The organism is Chryseobacterium sp. Leaf201 (assembly GCF_001421435.1).
GTDB lineage: Bacteria > Bacteroidota > Bacteroidia > Flavobacteriales > Weeksellaceae > Chryseobacterium.
Genome location: NZ_LMKA01000046.1, coordinates 1 through 17773 on the forward strand (window position 1 = coordinate 1; position 17773 = coordinate 17773).

A 17773-nucleotide genomic window follows, 5' to 3' on the forward strand; every position below is an offset into this window, starting at 1 on the left:
GGCAAGGCCGCCGCCGAAACTAAAAACAAATAAAATGAAAACGCATTTTAAATTTAATTAAATTTAAAACTCAAAAAAATTGATCATTTATGAAAAGGTCCGGAACATATGCATTTCTGTTTCTTTTATTATTCAGTGGATATCAGGCACAGCAGTTTGAAAAGCTTTACCAGTATGTCAACCCGTTAATTGGAACCGAAAAAATGGGACATACATATCCCGGGGCAACCGTGCCTTTCGGAGCCGTACAGCTTAGCCCGGAAACCGATACGGTTGCCTATGCACTGAACGGTAAATACAATGACGAAGTGTATAAATACTGTGCAGGGTACCGGTATGAAGATAAAACAATCGTAGGGTTCAGCTCTACGCATTTCAGCGGGACAGGGCATTCTGATTTAGGGGATTTCCTTGTTATACCGACTGTAGGTAATTTACAGTTGAATCCCGGAACGGCTTCACATCCTGAAAACGGCTACAGGAGCAGATTTTCTCATCAGAATGAAAAAGCGGAAGCCGGATATTATAAAGTAAAGCTTGACGACCACAATATTTTAGCTGAGCTGACAGCTTCCACAAGAGTCGGAGTTCACCGTTACACTTTTCCGAAGTCTGACCAGGCACACATCATCCTGGATCTGATGGCAGGAATTTATAATTATGACGGTAAAAACATCTGGACCTATGTCCGGGTTGAAAACGAAAATACCGTAACCGGTTACCGTCAGACCAACGGCTGGGCAAGGACAAGAACGGTTTATTTTGCCATGAAATTTTCAAAGCCTTTCAAATCATACGGACAGAAAAACTATGATGAAAAACAGGTGTACAACGGATTCTGGAGAAAATTCGACCAGACTAAAAACTTTCCTGAAATCGCCGGAAAAAACCTGAAAATGTATTTTGATTTTGACACGGATGAAAATGAAGCAATTGAAATAAAGCTGGCGATTTCTCCGGTAAGCCAGGCCAATGCACTGGAAAACCTGGAGCAGGAAACCGGGGCATTATCTTTTGACCAGGTTAAAACAAAAGCACAGGAAAACTGGAACAGGGAACTGAATAAAATTATTATTAAAGGTTCTGAAAATCAGAAGATTAATTTTTACACGGCCATGTACCATACCTTTATTAATCCGACCACCTATACCGATGTCAACGGAGAATATAAAGGGTTAGATCAAAATATTCATAAGGCAGAAGGTTTTACCAATTACACCACTTTCTCTATCTGGGACACCTACCGTGCGCTCCATCCGTTCTTCAATATTATCCAGCCGAAAAGAAACGGGGATATGGTGAAATCAATGATGGCCCATTATAATCAGTTCTCCATGAAAATGCTGCCGATCTGGTCACATTATGCCAATGACAACTGGTGTATGAGCGGTTATCACAGCGTAAGCGTGGTTGCAGATGCCATTATCAAAGGAAATTACACTGGAGATGCAAAGGAAGCACTAAAAGCCTGTATTGAAACCGCCAACAAACGGGATTATGAGGGCATTGGCCAATATATAGATTTGGGGTATATTCCTGCAGAGAAGAACGGAACTTCAGTATCCAATACCTTAGAATATGCCTATGATGACTGGGCTATTGCCCAGCTGGCAAAGCACCTGGGTGAAACGGAGGTTTACAATCAATTCATCAAACGTTCTGAAAACTGGAAAAACAATTTTGATAAAACATCCGGATTTATGCGCCCGCGTCTGGCAGACGGAAGCTTCAAAAAAGATTTCAATGCATTGAGTACCCACGGCCAGGGCTTCATTGAAGGCAATTCCTGGAACTACAGTTTTTTTGTTCCCCAAAATCCGGATGAACTGATTAAAATAATGGGCGGAAAGAAAAAATTCGCGTCAAAGCTGGATGAACTGTTTACCATGCATTTACCGGATGAATTTTTTGCAGACACAGAAGATATTACAAGAGAAGGAATCATCGGAGGCTACGTCCACGGAAATGAGCCGGCGCATCACGTTGCCTATCTTTACAATTGGGCGGGACAGCCGTGGAAAACCCAGGCTCAGATCAGAAAGATTTTAGACATGCAGTATAAGGCAACTCCCGACGGACTGGGCGGCAATGACGATACCGGACAAATGAGTGCCTGGTACATTCTGAGCTCGCTTGGTTTTTATCCCGTTGCCCCGGGTTCGGAAGATTATGCAATCGGAAGCCCTGCAATTGACCATGCTGTTTTAAATTTAGAAAACGGAAAAAGGTTTGAGATTGAAGCGATCAATCAGAGTCCAAAGAATGTTTACGTTGAAAAAATTCTTCTCAACGGCAAAGAAATAAAAAACTTTACACTGAAGCATTCTGAGATAATGAATGGCGGAAAACTTAGTTTTTACATGAGTTCTGAAGCTAGGAAATAAAATACAATCCGTAATTTACATACAACATCCGTCGTTTTGCAAACATCCGGTTCCTGATTTCTGCCCAACTTTGCGGTATTCAATTAATATCAACAATATGAACAGAGTAAAATTAGGAAATCAGGGATTAATTGTCCCGAATATCGGTTTGGGATGTATGGGAATGACAAGTTTCGGAGATGCGGATACTTATGGTAAAGCTGACGAAAAAGAAGCTATCGCAACCATTCACCGTTCTTTGGAACTGGGCGGGAATTTTCTGGACACTGCCGATTTGTACGGACCTTTTACGAATGAACGGTTAATTGCAAAAGCAATTGAAGGCAGCCGTGAACAATACATTATCGCCACAAAATTCGGTTGGGAAATTGACGATAATGAACAGATCACCTGGAAAATCAAAGCAACTAAGGATTATGTAAAAAAAGCGGTTGAACGCTCCCTTAAAAATCTTAATACCGATTACATTGACCTTTATTACATGCACCGCCTGGATAAAAATACCCCGATTGAGGAAACGGTAGAAGCCATGGCCGAGCTGGTAAAAGAAGGAAAAGTCGGTTATATCGGTTTATCCGAAGTATCATCGGAAACCGTAAAAAGAGCCCACGCTGTTCATCCGGTTACCGCTGTGCAAAGTGAATTTTCTTTATTTGAAAGGACGGTAGAAGAAAAAGGGGTATTGAAAACTTTACAGGATTCAGGAATCGGTTTTGTGGCGTATTCACCTTTGGGACGGGGATTTTTATCCGGGCAGATCCGTTCTATGGATGACCTGCCGGAAAATGATTTCCGCAGAGGGATCCCCCGTTTTCAGGAACAGCATTTCCATAAAAACCTTGAGCTGGTGGAAGCCATTGAAAGCCTTGCAAAAGAAAAGAATGTTACGCCGTCACAACTGGCACTGGCCTGGATCATCAGCAAAGGAATCATTCCGATACCGGGAACCAAGCGCAGAGCCTATGTTGAACAGAATATTGAAGCCGGCAAAATTATTCTGAGCGAATCTGATCTGTCAAAACTCGAAAGTATCGTACCTTTAGGAACAGATACCGGTGCTACATATGATGAATTCGGTATGGGGCTGCTGGATTATTAATATGTAACTTTAATTGGCGAAAATAACTTAACCTGTCAGGTTTGCGCCCCGGCTTGAGCGGAAATCCTTTTGTGAGGAGGAACGACGAATAAAAGATTGGGAGCGGAAGACGGAAAAAGGCGCCCAAAAATTATTATTAAAAAAGTTTAAAAGTAATGAATACCATACAATCTGCTTCTGCATTTCACCGATTGCTTTCGTTGCCGGAACCAAAACATCCATTGGTAAGCGTAATTAATTTATCTGAAAGTGTTTTTCTGGAAGATGAAGTCTGGAAAGGTTTTGTCAGCAAATTTTACTGTGTCGCTTTAAAAAGAGATGCAAAAGGAAAAATAAAATACGGACAGCAGCACTATGACTATGACAAGGGCGTTTTAAGCTTTACGGCTCCCAATCAGGTCCAGTATTTAGATTTGCAGAATATGGAATGCGGTTCCGGATATTTATTGATTTTCCATGAAGATTTTTTGCTGAAACATCCTTTGGCGAATACCATTTCGGGCTTTGGATTTTTCTCTTATGCTGTGAATGAAGCGCTGCATTTATCTGAAGATGAAGAGAATGATCAGATCGGAATTTTACATAAAATTGATAAAGAATGCCAACATATCGACCGGCATACCCAGGAAATTATTTTATCACAGATTGAGCTTCTTCTCAGTTATTCCAACCGTTTTTACGAGCGGCAGTTTATCACCAGAAAAAACAACAACCATCAGTTATTGGTAAAATTTGAAAAATTCCTGAATGAGTATTTTGACAGGGACTCTTTTGAAAAAGGACTTTTAACTGTTCATCACATTGCCGAAGCCATGAACCTTTCACCAAATTATTTAAGTGATCTGCTGAGGGTTCATACCGGGCAGAATACACAGCAGCATATCCACGAAAAGCTCATCAGCAAGGCTAAGGAAAAACTCTCGACCACGGAACTTTCTGTCAGTGAGATTGCTTACCAACTGGGATTTGAACATTCGCAGTCCTTCAGTACCCTTTTTAAAAAGAAAACAAATAAATCACCTCTGGAGTTCAGGCAGTCTTTCAATTAATCTTTAACCTTCCATAACTTTCGGCTACAGGAAAATACTTTTTGGCTACAGGTACCATCATCTGAAACATGAACTTTGCATTATAAACATTAGATTTACAATGAAAGTATTTGTTACAGGCGCTACAGGTTTCGTAGGAACTGCTGTAGTACAGGAATTATTGAATGAAGGACATCAGGTTTTAGGGCTGGCGAGATCAGAAGAATCCGCAAACAAATTAATTGCAGCCGGAGCGGAAGCACATCGTGGAGATCTCAATGACTTTGAAAGTCTGAAATCCGGAGCAGCCGCTTCAGATGCAGTAATCCACTTAGGATTTATCCATGATTTTGCCCAATTTGAGGAAATGTGTGCACTTGATGGGAAAGTTATCGAAACGATTGGGGAAACCCTGATGGGAACCGACAAACCTTTTCTCATCACTTCAGGAACTGCCCTTTTTTCCAGAGACGGACTTACAATTGAAACAGACCGTTCGGTAAATCCACATCCCAGAATTGCAACGGAAAATGCGGCTGATGCTGTAGCCGGAAAAGGTGTTAAAGTGGCTGTGGTAAGGTTACCTCCTTCAGTTCACGGGAAAGGTGATGTTATTGGTTTTGTTCCGACACTGATAAGAATTGCAAAGGAAAAAGGCAAATCTGCCGTGGTCAGTGATGGTCATAATTTCTGGCCGGCAGTTCATAAATCAGATGCTGCGAAACTGTATCAGCTGGCTTTAGAAAAACCTTTTGAAAGCGGAACAAGATACCATGCCGTCGCAGAGCAGGGAATTCCGTTTAAAGATATTGCAGCGCATATTGCAGAAAGATTACAGCTTCCTGTTGTTTCCGTTACCAATGATGAAGCGGCAGAACATTTCGGATGGTTTGTGCATTTTGCAAAACTTAATAATCTGACTTCAAGCGAAGAAACAAAATCAGCTTTAGGCTGGAATCCGCAACATCCAACTTTGATGGAAGATTTGAAAGGTGATATTTATTTCACTTACCTACAGTAATCTGCACCTTTATATTTATTAAATTTGATTAAATATTAAACCGATGCCGGATCAGAATCTGCTGAGAATAAAAACTATATCTGAATTTCATACTTTAAGAGGATTGCCAAAACCCAGGCATCCGCTTATCAGTGTGATCAGTTTTGATGATATGGAACAGACAGAGCCTGGCAGGCAGAATCTGATTTTTGATTTTTACATGATCTCTGTAAAAAGAGATATGGCCCATAAATACAGATACGGGCAGAAAGATTATGATTTTGATGAAGGCGTGATGTTCTGCATGGCACCGCATCAGGTTCTTAGTATTACAAGAGAAGAAAAAGGCAAAAACCCGTCCGGATGGATGCTGATGATTCATCCGGATTTTCTATGGAATACAGTAATGGCAGTCGCAATCCGGAAATATGAATTTTTTGATTATTCTGTACATGAAGCTTTATTTTTATCCGCAGACGAAGAAATAAAAGTCCTGCAGATCATTGAGAATATCAAGGAAGAATACCAGTCAAACATTGACCGCTTCAGCCAGAATATTATTATTTCCCAGCTGGAAACACTTCTGAATTATTCCGAACGCTTTTATCAGCGCCAGTTTATCACCCGTCATAAAGCCAGCCATCAGCTCCTGGAACGTCTGGAAATTTTGCTGAATGATTATTTTGAGGCAGATGATTTTCCTGTAAAAGGATTGCCGAGTGTCCAGTTTCTTTCTGAAAAGCTGAATATGTCATCAAAATACATGAGCAGCGTACTGAAAACATTAACAGGCCGGACTACCCAGCAGCACATCCACGAGAAGCTCATTGAAAAGGCCAAGGAAAAACTCTCGACAACCCCGCTTTCCGTAAGCGAAATTGCATATGAGCTTGGGTTTGAGCATTCGCAGTCTTTTAGTAAGCTGTTTAAAAGCAAAGCCGGCGTTTCACCTGTGGAGTTCCGGAAGTCTTTCAGTTAATCCCTGAAGACCTATGGCTGATCAAATACATCTTCCCTGATATTCCGCTTGTGGGTCCTGCCCCATTCGGACAGAGCGGTAATCGTATTTTTCAGGGTCCTGCTGTAATCTGTAGAAACATACTCCACAATAACAGGCGTCTGTTCGGCATGGACAATTCTTTTGACAAAACCGTTGAGCTCAAGGTCTTTCAGCTCATTGGAAAGCACCCTTGCCGAGATCCCGGTAATGGTTCTCTGCAGCTCATTGAAACGGATGCTGCCGTGTTCCTGCAATACAATGATAATTTTGAGCTTCCATTTTCCGCCTATAACATACAGGGCATCTTCCACGGAAGAAAGATTTTCTGAACACCTGCCGGTATGTATAGATTCTTCTGATATAACAGCGTTTTCCATGACTTACATTTTAATTACTAACTAAAAGGTTACTGCTAACCTTTTGTTTACTGCTAACTTTTCATTAGCAAATGTACATAATTTTGTAGAAGAAATTTAATTTTTAAAAATATGAAAAACATACTTCACATTATCTCAAGTCCGAGGACGGAAGTGTCAGCAAGCAGAAAATTAGGAAATGCCGTTATAGAGGAAATCCTGGCAAAATACCCTGACAGCAGGATAAAAGAGCGTGACCTGACAAAAAGCCCGGCTCCTTTTTTAGAAGAGGCACACATCAACTCCTTTTTTACGCCGGCAGAAAACCGCAGTCCCGAACAGGAAGCCATTAACCAGTATTCCGAAAGCCTGATTTCCGAACTGCAGGAAGCCGATATTATTGTAGTGGATTCTCCTATGTATAATTTTTCAGTCCCTTCAACACTCAGGTCGTATTTTGACCATACCTCAAGAGCCGGATATACTTTCCGCTATGATGAAAACGGACCGAAAGGCATGCTGAACAACAAAAAACTGTACGTTGCTTTTACCTCAGGGAATATTTACTCTGAAGGTCCCTATCAGAGTTATGATTCAAATGTTCCTTATGTCAGGAATATTTTTGGTTTTTACGGCGTAACCGATGTGAGTGTGTTCCGGGCAGAAGGCCTGTCCATTCCCGGCATTATGGAAAACGCTTTAGAAAAAGCAATTGAAAGTATTGTTATTGATTGATTTTTAAATCATTCTGAATATATCTCTCGCAGATTTAGTGGATTAGGCAGATTTTTAACCATTATAATCTAGTGGATCTGCTTAATCTGCGAAATTTATTTTCAAAAATATCTTCGATGATACTTTTCATGTGTTCTTCCCAATCTGAAAGTGCCAAATTACCGTTTTCAAAGTTTTGCTGTTATTTGTCGAAATATATTCTACGACCACAGCTATCTGTTCGGAATCCACTACTTTTTTGACGAAACCATTGAGTTTCAAATTCTTCAACTCGTTTAAAATTAGTTTTCTAATTTTACTTTCCAGAACATTTTTCTTTATATAATTTCATACCTTCTGCCTGCTCCAATTCATTTAACTTTTTTAAAGCGACACAAGCAACATCTGTTTTGTTTTGAGAAAGTGAAGTAGAAACTACATTATACAATGCATCGGTATTAGTATTATCATATTCAAAAGCCTGATTGAAAAAGTGAACGGCATTATCAAATTTTTGATTTTCAACCGCTTTATAACCTTTACTGAAATTTTCTAAAGAAGTAAATTTATTTTTTATCACAGGAATAAATAATTTGGTTTCTTTTAAAGGAATTCTGCCGGAAAAAGAAATACTTGCAGTACCTTCATCCTGTTTACTGTGGAAGCGATATGGAATAATTATTTTTTCAAATCGCTCAAATCCCATAAGATTCCAAGCTTTGAAGTTTTCCTGTAAAGTTGTTTTAAATACATCAATAGTGGCTTGATTGTTTTTACTTAGCTTTTTATTATCCGTTATTACCTCCACTTTCTGTGCTTTGGGGAAAATAAAAATCTGCCCATCCAAAGTAACATCGTGATTAAGACCTTTTTTCATAAGAATACTGGTAATGTCAGAAATAAGATCTTTTTTTAAAGCTGGAATAATATCCCGAGCAGTAATTACAATTGAATCACTCTTTTCGTTCTTCACAAAATCCTTCATAAGAATCGCCGTATTGACAAACCGCATTCTTTTTATTTTGTCAGGAGAAGTTTTCATCTCCCAGTTTTCTACTACGACTAATGAATCTGCTGTAAGTTTTTCAATCTGATAAACTGTCTTACCAGACATTTTTATAAAACTATTTTCAACTTTAATGTTGTTGCATTTATTTACTGCTAAAAACCACGAATCAATATTTTCACACAATTTATTTCCGTTAAATTTCCACACTAAAGGTCGATAAGATTCTTGCGACAGATCTCTGCTGCCATCCATCATTTTAGACTGTGTCCGTGTCCATGATGAGTTTGAAAGAGAATTCGTGTTATCTTGCGAGCTGACAGATAATGAAATAGAAAGAAATAAAATCAATAAAAATTTAAACATAAACATGGAATTTTTTCAGCACAAAACTACACAATATTGTGATTTGAAAATTAGATATTGTGTAGTTTTTAGATTTTATCTAACACACTTTTACCCAAATAAAAAGCGGGCTAAAGCCCGCTTCTATGGACATTTATTCTTCAGTTTTAAAAAGCAGCCGCTCTCCAAATTTTTGCTCACTGATCTTCCCGTTATCATATACCAGTTTACCATTGACAAAAGTATGGGTAACTTTAGAATGGAATTCTGTGCCTTCCAGCGGGCTCCAGCCACATTTGTACAGGATATTTTCCTTATCCACCGTCCAGTTTGTATTAAGGTCCGCCAAAACAAGATCTGCCTTGTACCCTTCTCTTACAAAACCTCTTTTTTCCACTCTGAAAAGAATGGCCGGATTATGGCACATTTTTTCAACGATTTTCTCTAAAGAAATTTTTCCGTTTTTGTAGTTTTCAAGCATTACTACGAGGGAATGCTGAACCAGCGGCGCACCAGAAGGGCACTTGGTATATACATTCTGCTTCTCTTCCCAGGTATGAGGTGCATGATCTGTTGCAATCACATCAATTCTATCGTCCAGCAGCGCTTCCCAGAGCCCGTCCTTGTCTTTCTGTGTTTTCACAGCCGGATTCCATTTGATCAGTCCGCCTTTCGTTTCATAGTCTTCATTGGTAAAAGTAAGGTGGTGAACACAGACTTCTGCAGTGATCTTTTTATCTTTTAAAGGAATATCATTTCTGAAAAGTTCCATTTCTTTTGCTGTGGACAAATGGAAAACATGAAGCCGGGCCCCGGTTTTTTCCGCCAGCTCAACCGCTTTTGAGGAAGATTTGTAACAGGCCTCTTCGCTCCTGATCAGATGGTGGAATTTTACAGGAATGTCTTCACCGTATTCATCCATGTATTTCTGGGTATTGGCTTTAATGGTCGCCTCATCTTCACAGTGAACCGCAATCAGCATTTTGGTATTGCTGAAAATATTTTCAAGGGTTTCAGGATTGTCTACCAGCATATTTCCCGTGGAAGAACCCAGGAACAGCTTAATTCCGGGAACATTCTTCGGATTTGTTTTCAGCACCTCTTCCAGGTTATCATTCGTTCCGCCCATCATAAAACCGTAATTGGCATACGCTTTTTGGGAAGCTATTTCGTATTTATCTGCCAACAACTCCTGGGTTACCGCATTCGGAACGGTGTTCGGCTGATCAATAAAACTGGTAATACCGCCCGCAACGGCAGCCCGGGATTCTGTTTCAATATCGCCTTTATGCGTCAGGCCCGGCTCGCGGAAATGTACCTGGTCATCAATCACTCCCGGCAAAAGATATTTTCCTGAACCGTCAATTACCTGATCTGCTTCCTCCGGAATAGAAGCTTCTATTTTAGAAATCAAATCATTTTCAATGAGCACATCACCTTCAGAGATTTGTCCTTCGTTAACGATTTTTACGTTCTTGATTAAGATTTTCATTTACTTTCTTAGAAATTAGAGGTTAGATATCAGAAGTCAGGTTTAAGTTATAAATTATAATTAAGTTTTATAGAAATCACTAATTTCTAACTTCTACTATCCGGCTTCCAATAAAAGCAAAATTAAGGTTTATGAATGAATTTTAATAACGGTGATCAAAAATCAATTTCTAAATATTTACATTTGCAGAAAATTTCACCTTTTGAAATCAGAGATTCCATCTGACCGATAAAAATAAAATTAACAGATGAAAAAACTTCTGAACGAGACTATTATATATGGAATTGGGGCAATTATGCCGAGGGTTATTTTATTTATATTAAACCCGCTGTATATTGATCAGATTGAAAAGAAAGATTTTGCCATATTTTCAAATCTCTATGCATTGATTTCTTTTGTCAATATCCTTTTGTCTTTTGGATTTGAAACTGCTTTTTTCCGTTTTTCATCCGATAAAGAAAATCAGAATAAAACATTCAATACCTCATTTTGGTTTTTGTCAGGATTGTCTGCACTTTTCCTTTTAGGCTGTCTTATTTTTGCCCAGCCGATTGCAGACACTTTAAAATATTCTTCAAATCCGGAATATATCCGCTGGTTTGCATGGATTGCATTTTTTGATACTCTTTGTGTTATTCCTTTTGCCTGGCTCCGTTATAACAACAAACCGATAAAGTATTCAGTGATAAGGGTGTTACAATCACTTTTTCAGACTGTTTTAACACTTGCCTTATTTTTATACATCCCCTTAAGCATATCTCACGATTTTGGCTTAAAAGAAAAAGTTTCTTTTCCTTTTTACAGTAATCTGGCAGCAAGCTTTTTAGGTTTTGTATTACTACTTCCTATCGTTTTTAAAACCAGACTTGAATTTTCGGCTGATCTTTTCAGCAAGATGATAAAATATTCATGGCCGATAATGATTGCCGGCCTTGCTTTTATGTTTAACGAAAATTTTGATAAGGCCATTCAGATATGGTTCATTCCTGAAGAAGATGCCGGAGCTTATGGCGGATGTTATAAATTAGCTGTTTTAATGACCTTATTTGTAACCGCTTACAGAATGGGAATTGAGCCATTCTTTTTCAAACAGATGAATAATGAAGATGCAAAGAATACATATGCTAAAGTAACAGAATACTTTACATTTTTCGCATCAACCGTAGCCATGGGAATTATTGCCAACATTTCATGGCTTAAACAGCTTTTAATCCCGAACAGTTCGTATTGGACAGCAATCGACATTATCCCTATTATCATAATTGCCAATCTTTGCTTTGGGATTTACTATAATTTCTCAACATGGTACAAAGTGACGGACAGGACTAAAATCGGAACAATCATTTCCTGGCTGGGAGCCGGAATAACTATTATTTTAAATTTGGTATTCTTATCAAAATTTGGCTTCATGGTATCTGCATGGGTTACTTTTATAGCCTATTTTGTAATGATGGTCACCTCTTACTTATTGGGCCAAAAGTATTATCCTATCCCTTACCGTATCAAGAAAATGACGCTGTTTCTAGGAATGCTGATGATTTTCAGTTACGCCATTGTACAGTTTTTTGATTATAACTTCTGGGTCGGAAACTTACTGTTCCTGATCTACACTGCGGTCCTGATCTATTCTGAAAAAGATATGCTGCTATCAAAAATCAGGAGATAATTCTCGTGCCTGCAAATAACTTATATTCAAATACTTATTTCTAAAGAAACATAATCAGTACCATAGCAAATGGTTTTATTGTTATCTTTATCAAAAATTAAAACTCAACAAACAAAAAAACATACTGTATAATTTATGAAAATTATTGTTCCTATGGCCGGACGTGGTTCCAGATTGCGTCCGCATACACTCACTGTTCCGAAACCTCTTATCCCGATTGCAGGAAAACCGATTGTACAACGATTGGTAGAAGATATTGCTAAAGTTGCAGGAGAAAATATTGAAGAAGTAGCTTTTATCATCGGGGATTTTGGTCCGGAGATTGAGAAATCCCTCATTCAGATCGCTGAAAAATTAGGAGCAAAAGCAAGTATTTATTATCAGAACGATCCTCTGGGAACAGCCCACGCCATTAAATGTGCCGAACAGTCGATGAGCGGTGATGTGGTTATTGCCTTTGCCGATACGCTTTTCCGTGCAGATTTTGTCCTGGATAAAAATTCAGATGGTGTAATCTGGGTGAAAAGTGTTGAAGATCCTTCCGCTTTCGGAGTGGTAAAACTTGACAACTATGGTTTTATAACGGATTTTGTTGAAAAGCCCCAGACTTTCGTTTCCGATCTTGCCATTATCGGTATTTATTATTTCAACAGTGCTGAAAAGCTGATGGACGAGATCAATTATATCATGGACAATGATATTAAAAACGGCGGCGAATACCAATTGACTACCGCGTTGGAAAACCTCAGGGCTAAAGGCGCGAAGTTTTCGCTGGGCAAGGTAAATGACTGGATGGACTGCGGGAATAAAAATGCAACCGTGGAAACCAACAGCAAGATCCTTGAATATGAGCGGGAAGAGATGTCTACATATCCTGTTTCAGCCCATATTGAAAATTCCCTGATTATTCAGCCTTGTTTTATCGGTGAAAATGTACAGATTTCCAATTCAAAGGTCGGCCCGGGTGTTTCTTTAGGGAACAATACCATTATTGTCAACTCAAATATTGAAAATTCCCTGATCCAGGAAAATACAAGAATTAACCACGGAAACCTTTCCAATTCAATGATCGGTAATTCCGCGCAGTATTTCGGGGTAGCCAGAGAAATTTCTTTGGGAGATTATTCGGTTCTGGATTTCTTATCTAAATAATCTGACAGGGTAAGGAAAATTCAATTCAATAAAGCAAATACAGACCACACAAAACATTTTGTGTGGTTTGGCGTTAATATTGCAACATCTTAATTTGAAAGGTAAATAAATGAGAAACTGGATTATAGCGCTGTTATTAATTTTTTTGGTAACTTCTTGTAAAACGAGAAATGCTGCCCGAAAAAAGGACAGGCGTGTGAAAACGGACAGTACTTTCGTTCTTGAGGATAACAGGCTGCCAAAAGACAGCAATCAGCCGGTAAGTGATAAATTCGCATTTTTTGAGCATGTACTTATACAGCCAGATTTCGAGCAGATAAAAATCAGCAGTAAAGTCAATGTGGAAACAGGAAGCTTTATCCCGACCTTAGATGCGACTATTTATATTGAAAAGGATACAAAGGTGTGGATGACGCTTCAGGCATTTGTGATTACAGTTGCCCGGGGAATTGCAACACCTGAAGGCATTAAGGGGCAGGACAAAACCAGTAAAACCTATATTGATTCTGATTTTGATTATCTTAACAATCTGCTGAATGTAAATTTCATTGATTATAAATCGCTTGAAAAAATCCTGATGGGCAGAACTTTTGTAAAAATCAACGATTCACAGTTTATACTGACTAGAAATGCACAGGGATTTAAGATGGCATCCCGCGTCAATCAGAAAATTGTAACGGATGAAAAAACAAGAGAATACAAAATAACTCTTCAGTACGATAAAAATTATGATCTGCTGGCGGTTAATCTAAAAGATGTATTAACTCCTGATGAACTCGAAGTATCATACAGCAACTGGGAAGAAATTAAAGGGATTCGTCTTCCTAAGAGTGTTAAAATAATTATAAAAGGATCAAAAAGCAGCCAGATTTTACTGGAAAATACGAAATTTGATTTTTCTAGGATGGATACGCCCTATTCTGTACCATCCAGTTATAAGAAAATCGAGATTCAATGATTAAAAAATTTAGCTTTTTAATAGGTATCCTGTTCTTTTCCCTGCATTACGGGCAAAACATTAAAAAAGAACAGCTGCAAAAACAAAATGCCGAACTAAAAAAACAAATTGCACAGATAAATACAGATTTAGCAAAAACCAGAAATGAATCTAAACTTTCGGTGGCCTATCTTGATAATGTCAACAAAAAACTGGCATTAAGAGAAAAAGTGTACACGAATACCCAAAAGGAAAAAAGATTCATTGAAGACGAGATTTATCTTCGTCAGCTTGAAATCAACCATCAGAATAAAGAGCTTAAAATCCTCAGGGAAAATTATGCAAAGGTTCTGGTAAACGCTTACAAAAATAAAGGCGTACAGAATAAGGTAACCTTTATTCTTTCTGCCAAAAATATGGGAGAAGCAATCCGCAGGGTTCAGTATCTGAAACAATATTCTGACTATCAGGATAAGAAAGCAGCCGAGATCTCCAATGTTGCCGCAAAAATAAAGCAGAGTATTGCTGCTAAACAGAATTCCGCAAAGGCAAAAGCCAATCTGTTGGTTAATCAGCAGAAAGACCTCACCACTATTAATGCTGAAAGAGCCCAGAAAGAACAGCTGGTAGCCGATTTCAGAAAGAACGAATCCAAATTAAGTTCTGAACTCAGACAGAAACAGGTACAGTCTAAAACACTGGAAGGCCAGATCAGAAGCATCATTGCAGAAGAAATCAGAATAGCAAAAGCGGAAGAAGAAGCCAGGAAAAAAGCTGAAGCAGAAAAAATCCGTCTTGCAAAAATAGCTGCGGAACGGGAAAAAGCGAAAATAGAAGCTGAAAATAAAATCAGGGCTGAAGCGCTGGAACGGGAAAGGCTTGCTGCAGAAGCGGCTGCTAAAAAGGCGTCGGAATTAGTTGCGAAGAGAGCGGAAGAAGAACGGAAACGTAATGAAGATGCTGCCAAAGCCGAAGCAACAACAAGAGACGAAGCAAGAAAGGTTGCTGCAAAAAAAGCATCTGATGAAGCTACTGCAAAAGCCAAAGAGGCCACTGAGAAATTAGTGCAGGCAAGAGCTGCCGAAGCGGCACTCGTCCGGAAAAAAGAGGATGATAAGAAAGCTGCTGAAACAAAAGCCATGACCAGCTACGGTGTTACAACCGTTGCAGGAAGCAATTTCGCTGACAGCAAAGGACGCCTGGGATATCCTGCAGACAGAGCCGGACAGATCACGCACCGTTTCGGGAGACGACCTCACCCTGTATTCAAAAATATTGAGGAGGAAAATAACGGTATTAAAATTTCGGTACCTTCCGGGACCAGAGCCAAGTCTGTATACCCGGGAACTGTTTCATCTGTATTGGCAAACAGTGACGGTACAAAGACGGTTATTTTAAAACACGGAAATTATTTTACCATCTATTCCAACCTTGGAAGTGTAACTGTGTCCAAAGGACAACAGGTATCAGCAGGGACTCCGGTAGGGGTAATCGGACAGGATTTTGACGGTACTTATACCCTTGATTTCCAGGTATGGAACGGAAGTACACCGGTAGATCCATTAGGTTGGGTTTCCTATTGATAAAAAGATTAACTTTGTAAAAAAAATAAGATGAATACGTTAACAATACTTTCCTTGTCATGGCAGCACATCCTGATTGTAGCTGTAATCCTTTTACTGCTTTTCGGAGGTAAAAAAATTCCTGAACTGATGAGAGGTGTAGGCTCCGGTATCAAAGAATTTAAGGATGCCGTGAAAGAAGAAGACAAACCGGGCACAGAGAACAAACCAACCAATAATACGCCTTCAGGTAACTAAATTCTCTATACCAATGAACTTTACAGAAACTGCATGGAAGGTTTTCAATCAAAGTATTGAAGACTACCATGTGCATGATGACGTTAATACGCTAATTAATAACACGTTCGAAAAAGATACTTTGGAACGGATTTTGTATGCAAAGAACTGGATTGATACCGTTCAATGGCATTTGGAAGATATAATTAGAGATGAAAATATTGATCCGGCTGAAGCTCTTCAATTAAAAAGAGCCATAGATGCTTCCAATCAGAAAAGAACTGATCTGGTAGAATTTATAGACAGCTGGTTTCTTGATAAATACAAAAATATAACTCCTAAACCTGAAGCAAAAATCAACACCGAGACTATCGCATGGGCGGTAGACAGATTGTCAATTCTTGCACTCAAAGTTTATCATATGTCATTAGAGGCCAACAGAGATTCGGCTTCAGAAGAACACAGAGCCAATTGTAAGGCAAAGCTGGATGTACTTCTGGATCAGCATGAGGATCTTTCAACTTCTATTAATCAGTTGCTTTCTGATATTGAGAACGGTGATGTTAAGATAAAGGTGTACAAACAGATGAAAATGTACAACGATGAAAGTCTTAACCCAATCCTCTATCAAAAGGGGCAAAAATGAAACGACTATTTTTTTGTGGAACAATACTTATCATAACATCCTGCGCAACGGAAAAACCTAATTTCTCTCCGTTGTCATCCAGCTTTTACAGCGAAACCAAAGGATCAGATTCAGACAGAGATACAAAAAACAGCATTGAAATCAGTGTAAAAGGGAATGTAAATGCATCTGAGATTTCCAATCTCATTGCCACTTTCCCGAATTTTAAGAACACAGCGTTAAACAGCGAAATTACAGTGCTGAAGTACAGCCTTCAGAATTATTTATATGCGATAGATGTAAATAATCCAGGAGGAAAGAAAAAGGCCATAAGAGATTTTGAAAAATCTTACAAAAAAGTCCAGAAATTAAGACAGGATCTTAACAGCGACGATAATGAAGTACTTAACCGTTATCTTGTAAGATTAAAAACAAACGTTTCTGCAATCGAAGATTATATTAAAGGGAATTAAATTAATTAAGGGTATCTAAAAAATCAATGATTAAAATTCAGGCGGAATCTAACGTGCCTACAGAATACGGCACCTTCCGAATGATTGCTTTATCCGAAAACGAAAATGACTGGATGCCTCACATGGCCATCGTCGCAGAAAACACAGATTTTTCAAAACCTGTCAACGTACGCTTCCATTCAGAATGCATTACCGGAGAAGTCTTCCATTCAAAAAAGTGTGAATGCGGCCAGCAGCTCGATGCGGCAATGAAATACATCCAGGAACACGGAGGTGTTATCATTTACCTTCGTCAGGAAGGGCGAAACATAGGAATCATTAATAAGTTAAAAGCATATTCTTTACAGGAACAGGGTTTCGATACAGTAGAAGCCAATCTGAAGCTTGGGCTTCCTGCTGATGACCGGAACTTCGGGGTAGCTATTGAGATTCTGACCATATTAAATATCAAGGATATCAATCTGCTGACCAATAATCCTGAAAAGGTAAAATATGTGCAGGAAAGCGACATTCATCTTAATTCAAGAATACCACTGCAAATTCCTGCTAATGAAACGAGCCGGGGATACTTACAGACAAAAAAAGATTATTTCGGTCATCTGATTGATGATAACAACTAAATAATCAGATTTGCTTTATGATTTAATATTTTCAAAAGACATAAAATATCATAATCAATATATTATAGTTAATTTCC

Annotated in this window: 17 protein-coding genes; 14 read left to right on the plus strand and 3 right to left on the minus strand. The window is 38.8% G+C overall.

What is annotated here, in order from left to right:
• Positions 1-89: 89 nt before the first annotated feature.
• The 5 genes from ASE55_RS03910 (at position 90) to ASE55_RS03930 (ending at position 6490) form a co-directional block, all read left to right on the plus strand.
• Entirely contained in the window at positions 90-2384 is a 2295-nt protein-coding gene (locus tag ASE55_RS03910) for a GH92 family glycosyl hydrolase (protein ID WP_082474337.1), read from the plus strand.
• A gap of 97 nt (positions 2385-2481) precedes the next feature.
• Positions 2482-3483 carry an aldo/keto reductase gene (locus tag ASE55_RS03915; protein WP_056215846.1) on the plus strand — a complete coding sequence of 334 codons (1002 nt, stop codon included), beginning with the start codon at positions 2482-2484 and terminating at the stop codon, positions 3481-3483.
• Positions 3484-3638: 155 nt separating this feature from the next.
• Positions 3639-4532 (plus strand): helix-turn-helix domain-containing protein, encoded by an 894-nt coding sequence (locus tag ASE55_RS03920; RefSeq protein WP_056215848.1) that lies wholly within the window; start codon positions 3639-3641, stop codon positions 4530-4532.
• 100 nt (positions 4533-4632) lie between these two features.
• Positions 4633-5532, plus strand: coding sequence for an SDR family oxidoreductase (locus ASE55_RS03925; protein WP_056215850.1), 900 nt, complete (start codon positions 4633-4635; stop codon positions 5530-5532).
• A 43-nt stretch (positions 5533-5575) separates the two neighbouring features.
• Positions 5576-6490, plus strand: coding sequence for a helix-turn-helix domain-containing protein (locus ASE55_RS03930; protein WP_056215851.1), 915 nt, complete (start codon positions 5576-5578; stop codon positions 6488-6490).
• 11 nt (positions 6491-6501) lie between these two features.
• On the opposite strand, the gene ASE55_RS03935 is transcribed toward ASE55_RS03930, so the two are convergent.
• Entirely contained in the window at positions 6502-6888 is a 387-nt protein-coding gene (locus ASE55_RS03935; protein ID WP_056215855.1) for a winged helix-turn-helix transcriptional regulator, read from the minus strand.
• A gap of 111 nt (positions 6889-6999) precedes the next feature.
• Between ASE55_RS03935 and ASE55_RS03940 the strand changes: the two genes are divergently transcribed.
• Positions 7000-7602, plus strand: coding sequence for an FMN-dependent NADH-azoreductase (locus tag ASE55_RS03940; RefSeq protein WP_056215856.1), 603 nt, complete (start codon positions 7000-7002; stop codon positions 7600-7602).
• 295 nt (positions 7603-7897) lie between these two features.
• On the opposite strand, the gene ASE55_RS03945 is transcribed toward ASE55_RS03940, so the two are convergent.
• Both ASE55_RS03945 and ASE55_RS03950 read right to left on the minus strand, forming a co-directional pair.
• Entirely contained in the window at positions 7898-8953 is a 1056-nt protein-coding gene (locus ASE55_RS03945) for a hypothetical protein (protein ID WP_128414497.1), read from the minus strand.
• Positions 8954-9086: 133 nt separating this feature from the next.
• Positions 9087-10424, minus strand: coding sequence for a dihydroorotase (locus ASE55_RS03950; RefSeq protein ID WP_056215861.1), 1338 nt, complete (start codon positions 10422-10424; stop codon positions 9087-9089).
• A 247-nt stretch (positions 10425-10671) separates the two neighbouring features.
• Here ASE55_RS03950 and ASE55_RS03955 point away from each other — a divergent pair, with 247 nt between their 5' ends.
• The 8 genes from ASE55_RS03955 (at position 10672) to ribA (ending at position 17696) form a co-directional block, all read left to right on the plus strand.
• A complete protein-coding gene (locus tag ASE55_RS03955; protein ID WP_056215864.1) occupies positions 10672-12090 on the plus strand; it encodes an oligosaccharide flippase family protein in 1419 nt (472 codons plus the stop codon).
• 135 nt (positions 12091-12225) lie between these two features.
• A complete protein-coding gene (locus tag ASE55_RS03960) occupies positions 12226-13242 on the plus strand; it encodes a sugar phosphate nucleotidyltransferase (protein WP_056215866.1) in 1017 nt (338 codons plus the stop codon).
• A gap of 196 nt (positions 13243-13438) precedes the next feature.
• A complete protein-coding gene (locus ASE55_RS03965; protein ID WP_238584988.1) occupies positions 13439-14200 on the plus strand; it encodes a DUF4292 domain-containing protein in 762 nt (253 codons plus the stop codon).
• Positions 14197-15762: a murein hydrolase activator EnvC family protein gene (locus ASE55_RS03970; RefSeq protein WP_056215872.1), complete on the plus strand. Its 1566-nt coding sequence runs from the start codon at positions 14197-14199 to the stop codon at positions 15760-15762. The genes ASE55_RS03965 and ASE55_RS03970 overlap by 4 nt, the downstream gene beginning before the upstream one ends.
• A 30-nt stretch (positions 15763-15792) precedes the next feature.
• Positions 15793-15999: a twin-arginine translocase TatA/TatE family subunit gene (locus ASE55_RS03975; RefSeq protein ID WP_056215873.1), complete on the plus strand. Its 207-nt coding sequence runs from the start codon at positions 15793-15795 to the stop codon at positions 15997-15999.
• Between the two features lie 13 nt (positions 16000-16012).
• Complete coding sequence (locus tag ASE55_RS03980) at positions 16013-16624, plus strand: DUF4254 domain-containing protein (protein WP_056215876.1); 612 nt, start codon at positions 16013-16015, stop codon at positions 16622-16624.
• Positions 16621-17076 carry a hypothetical protein gene (locus ASE55_RS03985; protein WP_056215879.1) on the plus strand — a complete coding sequence of 152 codons (456 nt, stop codon included), beginning with the start codon at positions 16621-16623 and terminating at the stop codon, positions 17074-17076. Before ASE55_RS03980 ends, ASE55_RS03985 begins: the two co-directional genes overlap by 4 nt.
• A gap of 26 nt (positions 17077-17102) precedes the next feature.
• Positions 17103-17696, plus strand: a complete 594-nt coding sequence (gene ribA, locus ASE55_RS03990; RefSeq protein WP_056215882.1) for a GTP cyclohydrolase II — start codon at positions 17103-17105, stop codon at positions 17694-17696.
• Positions 17697-17773 lie beyond the last annotated feature (77 nt).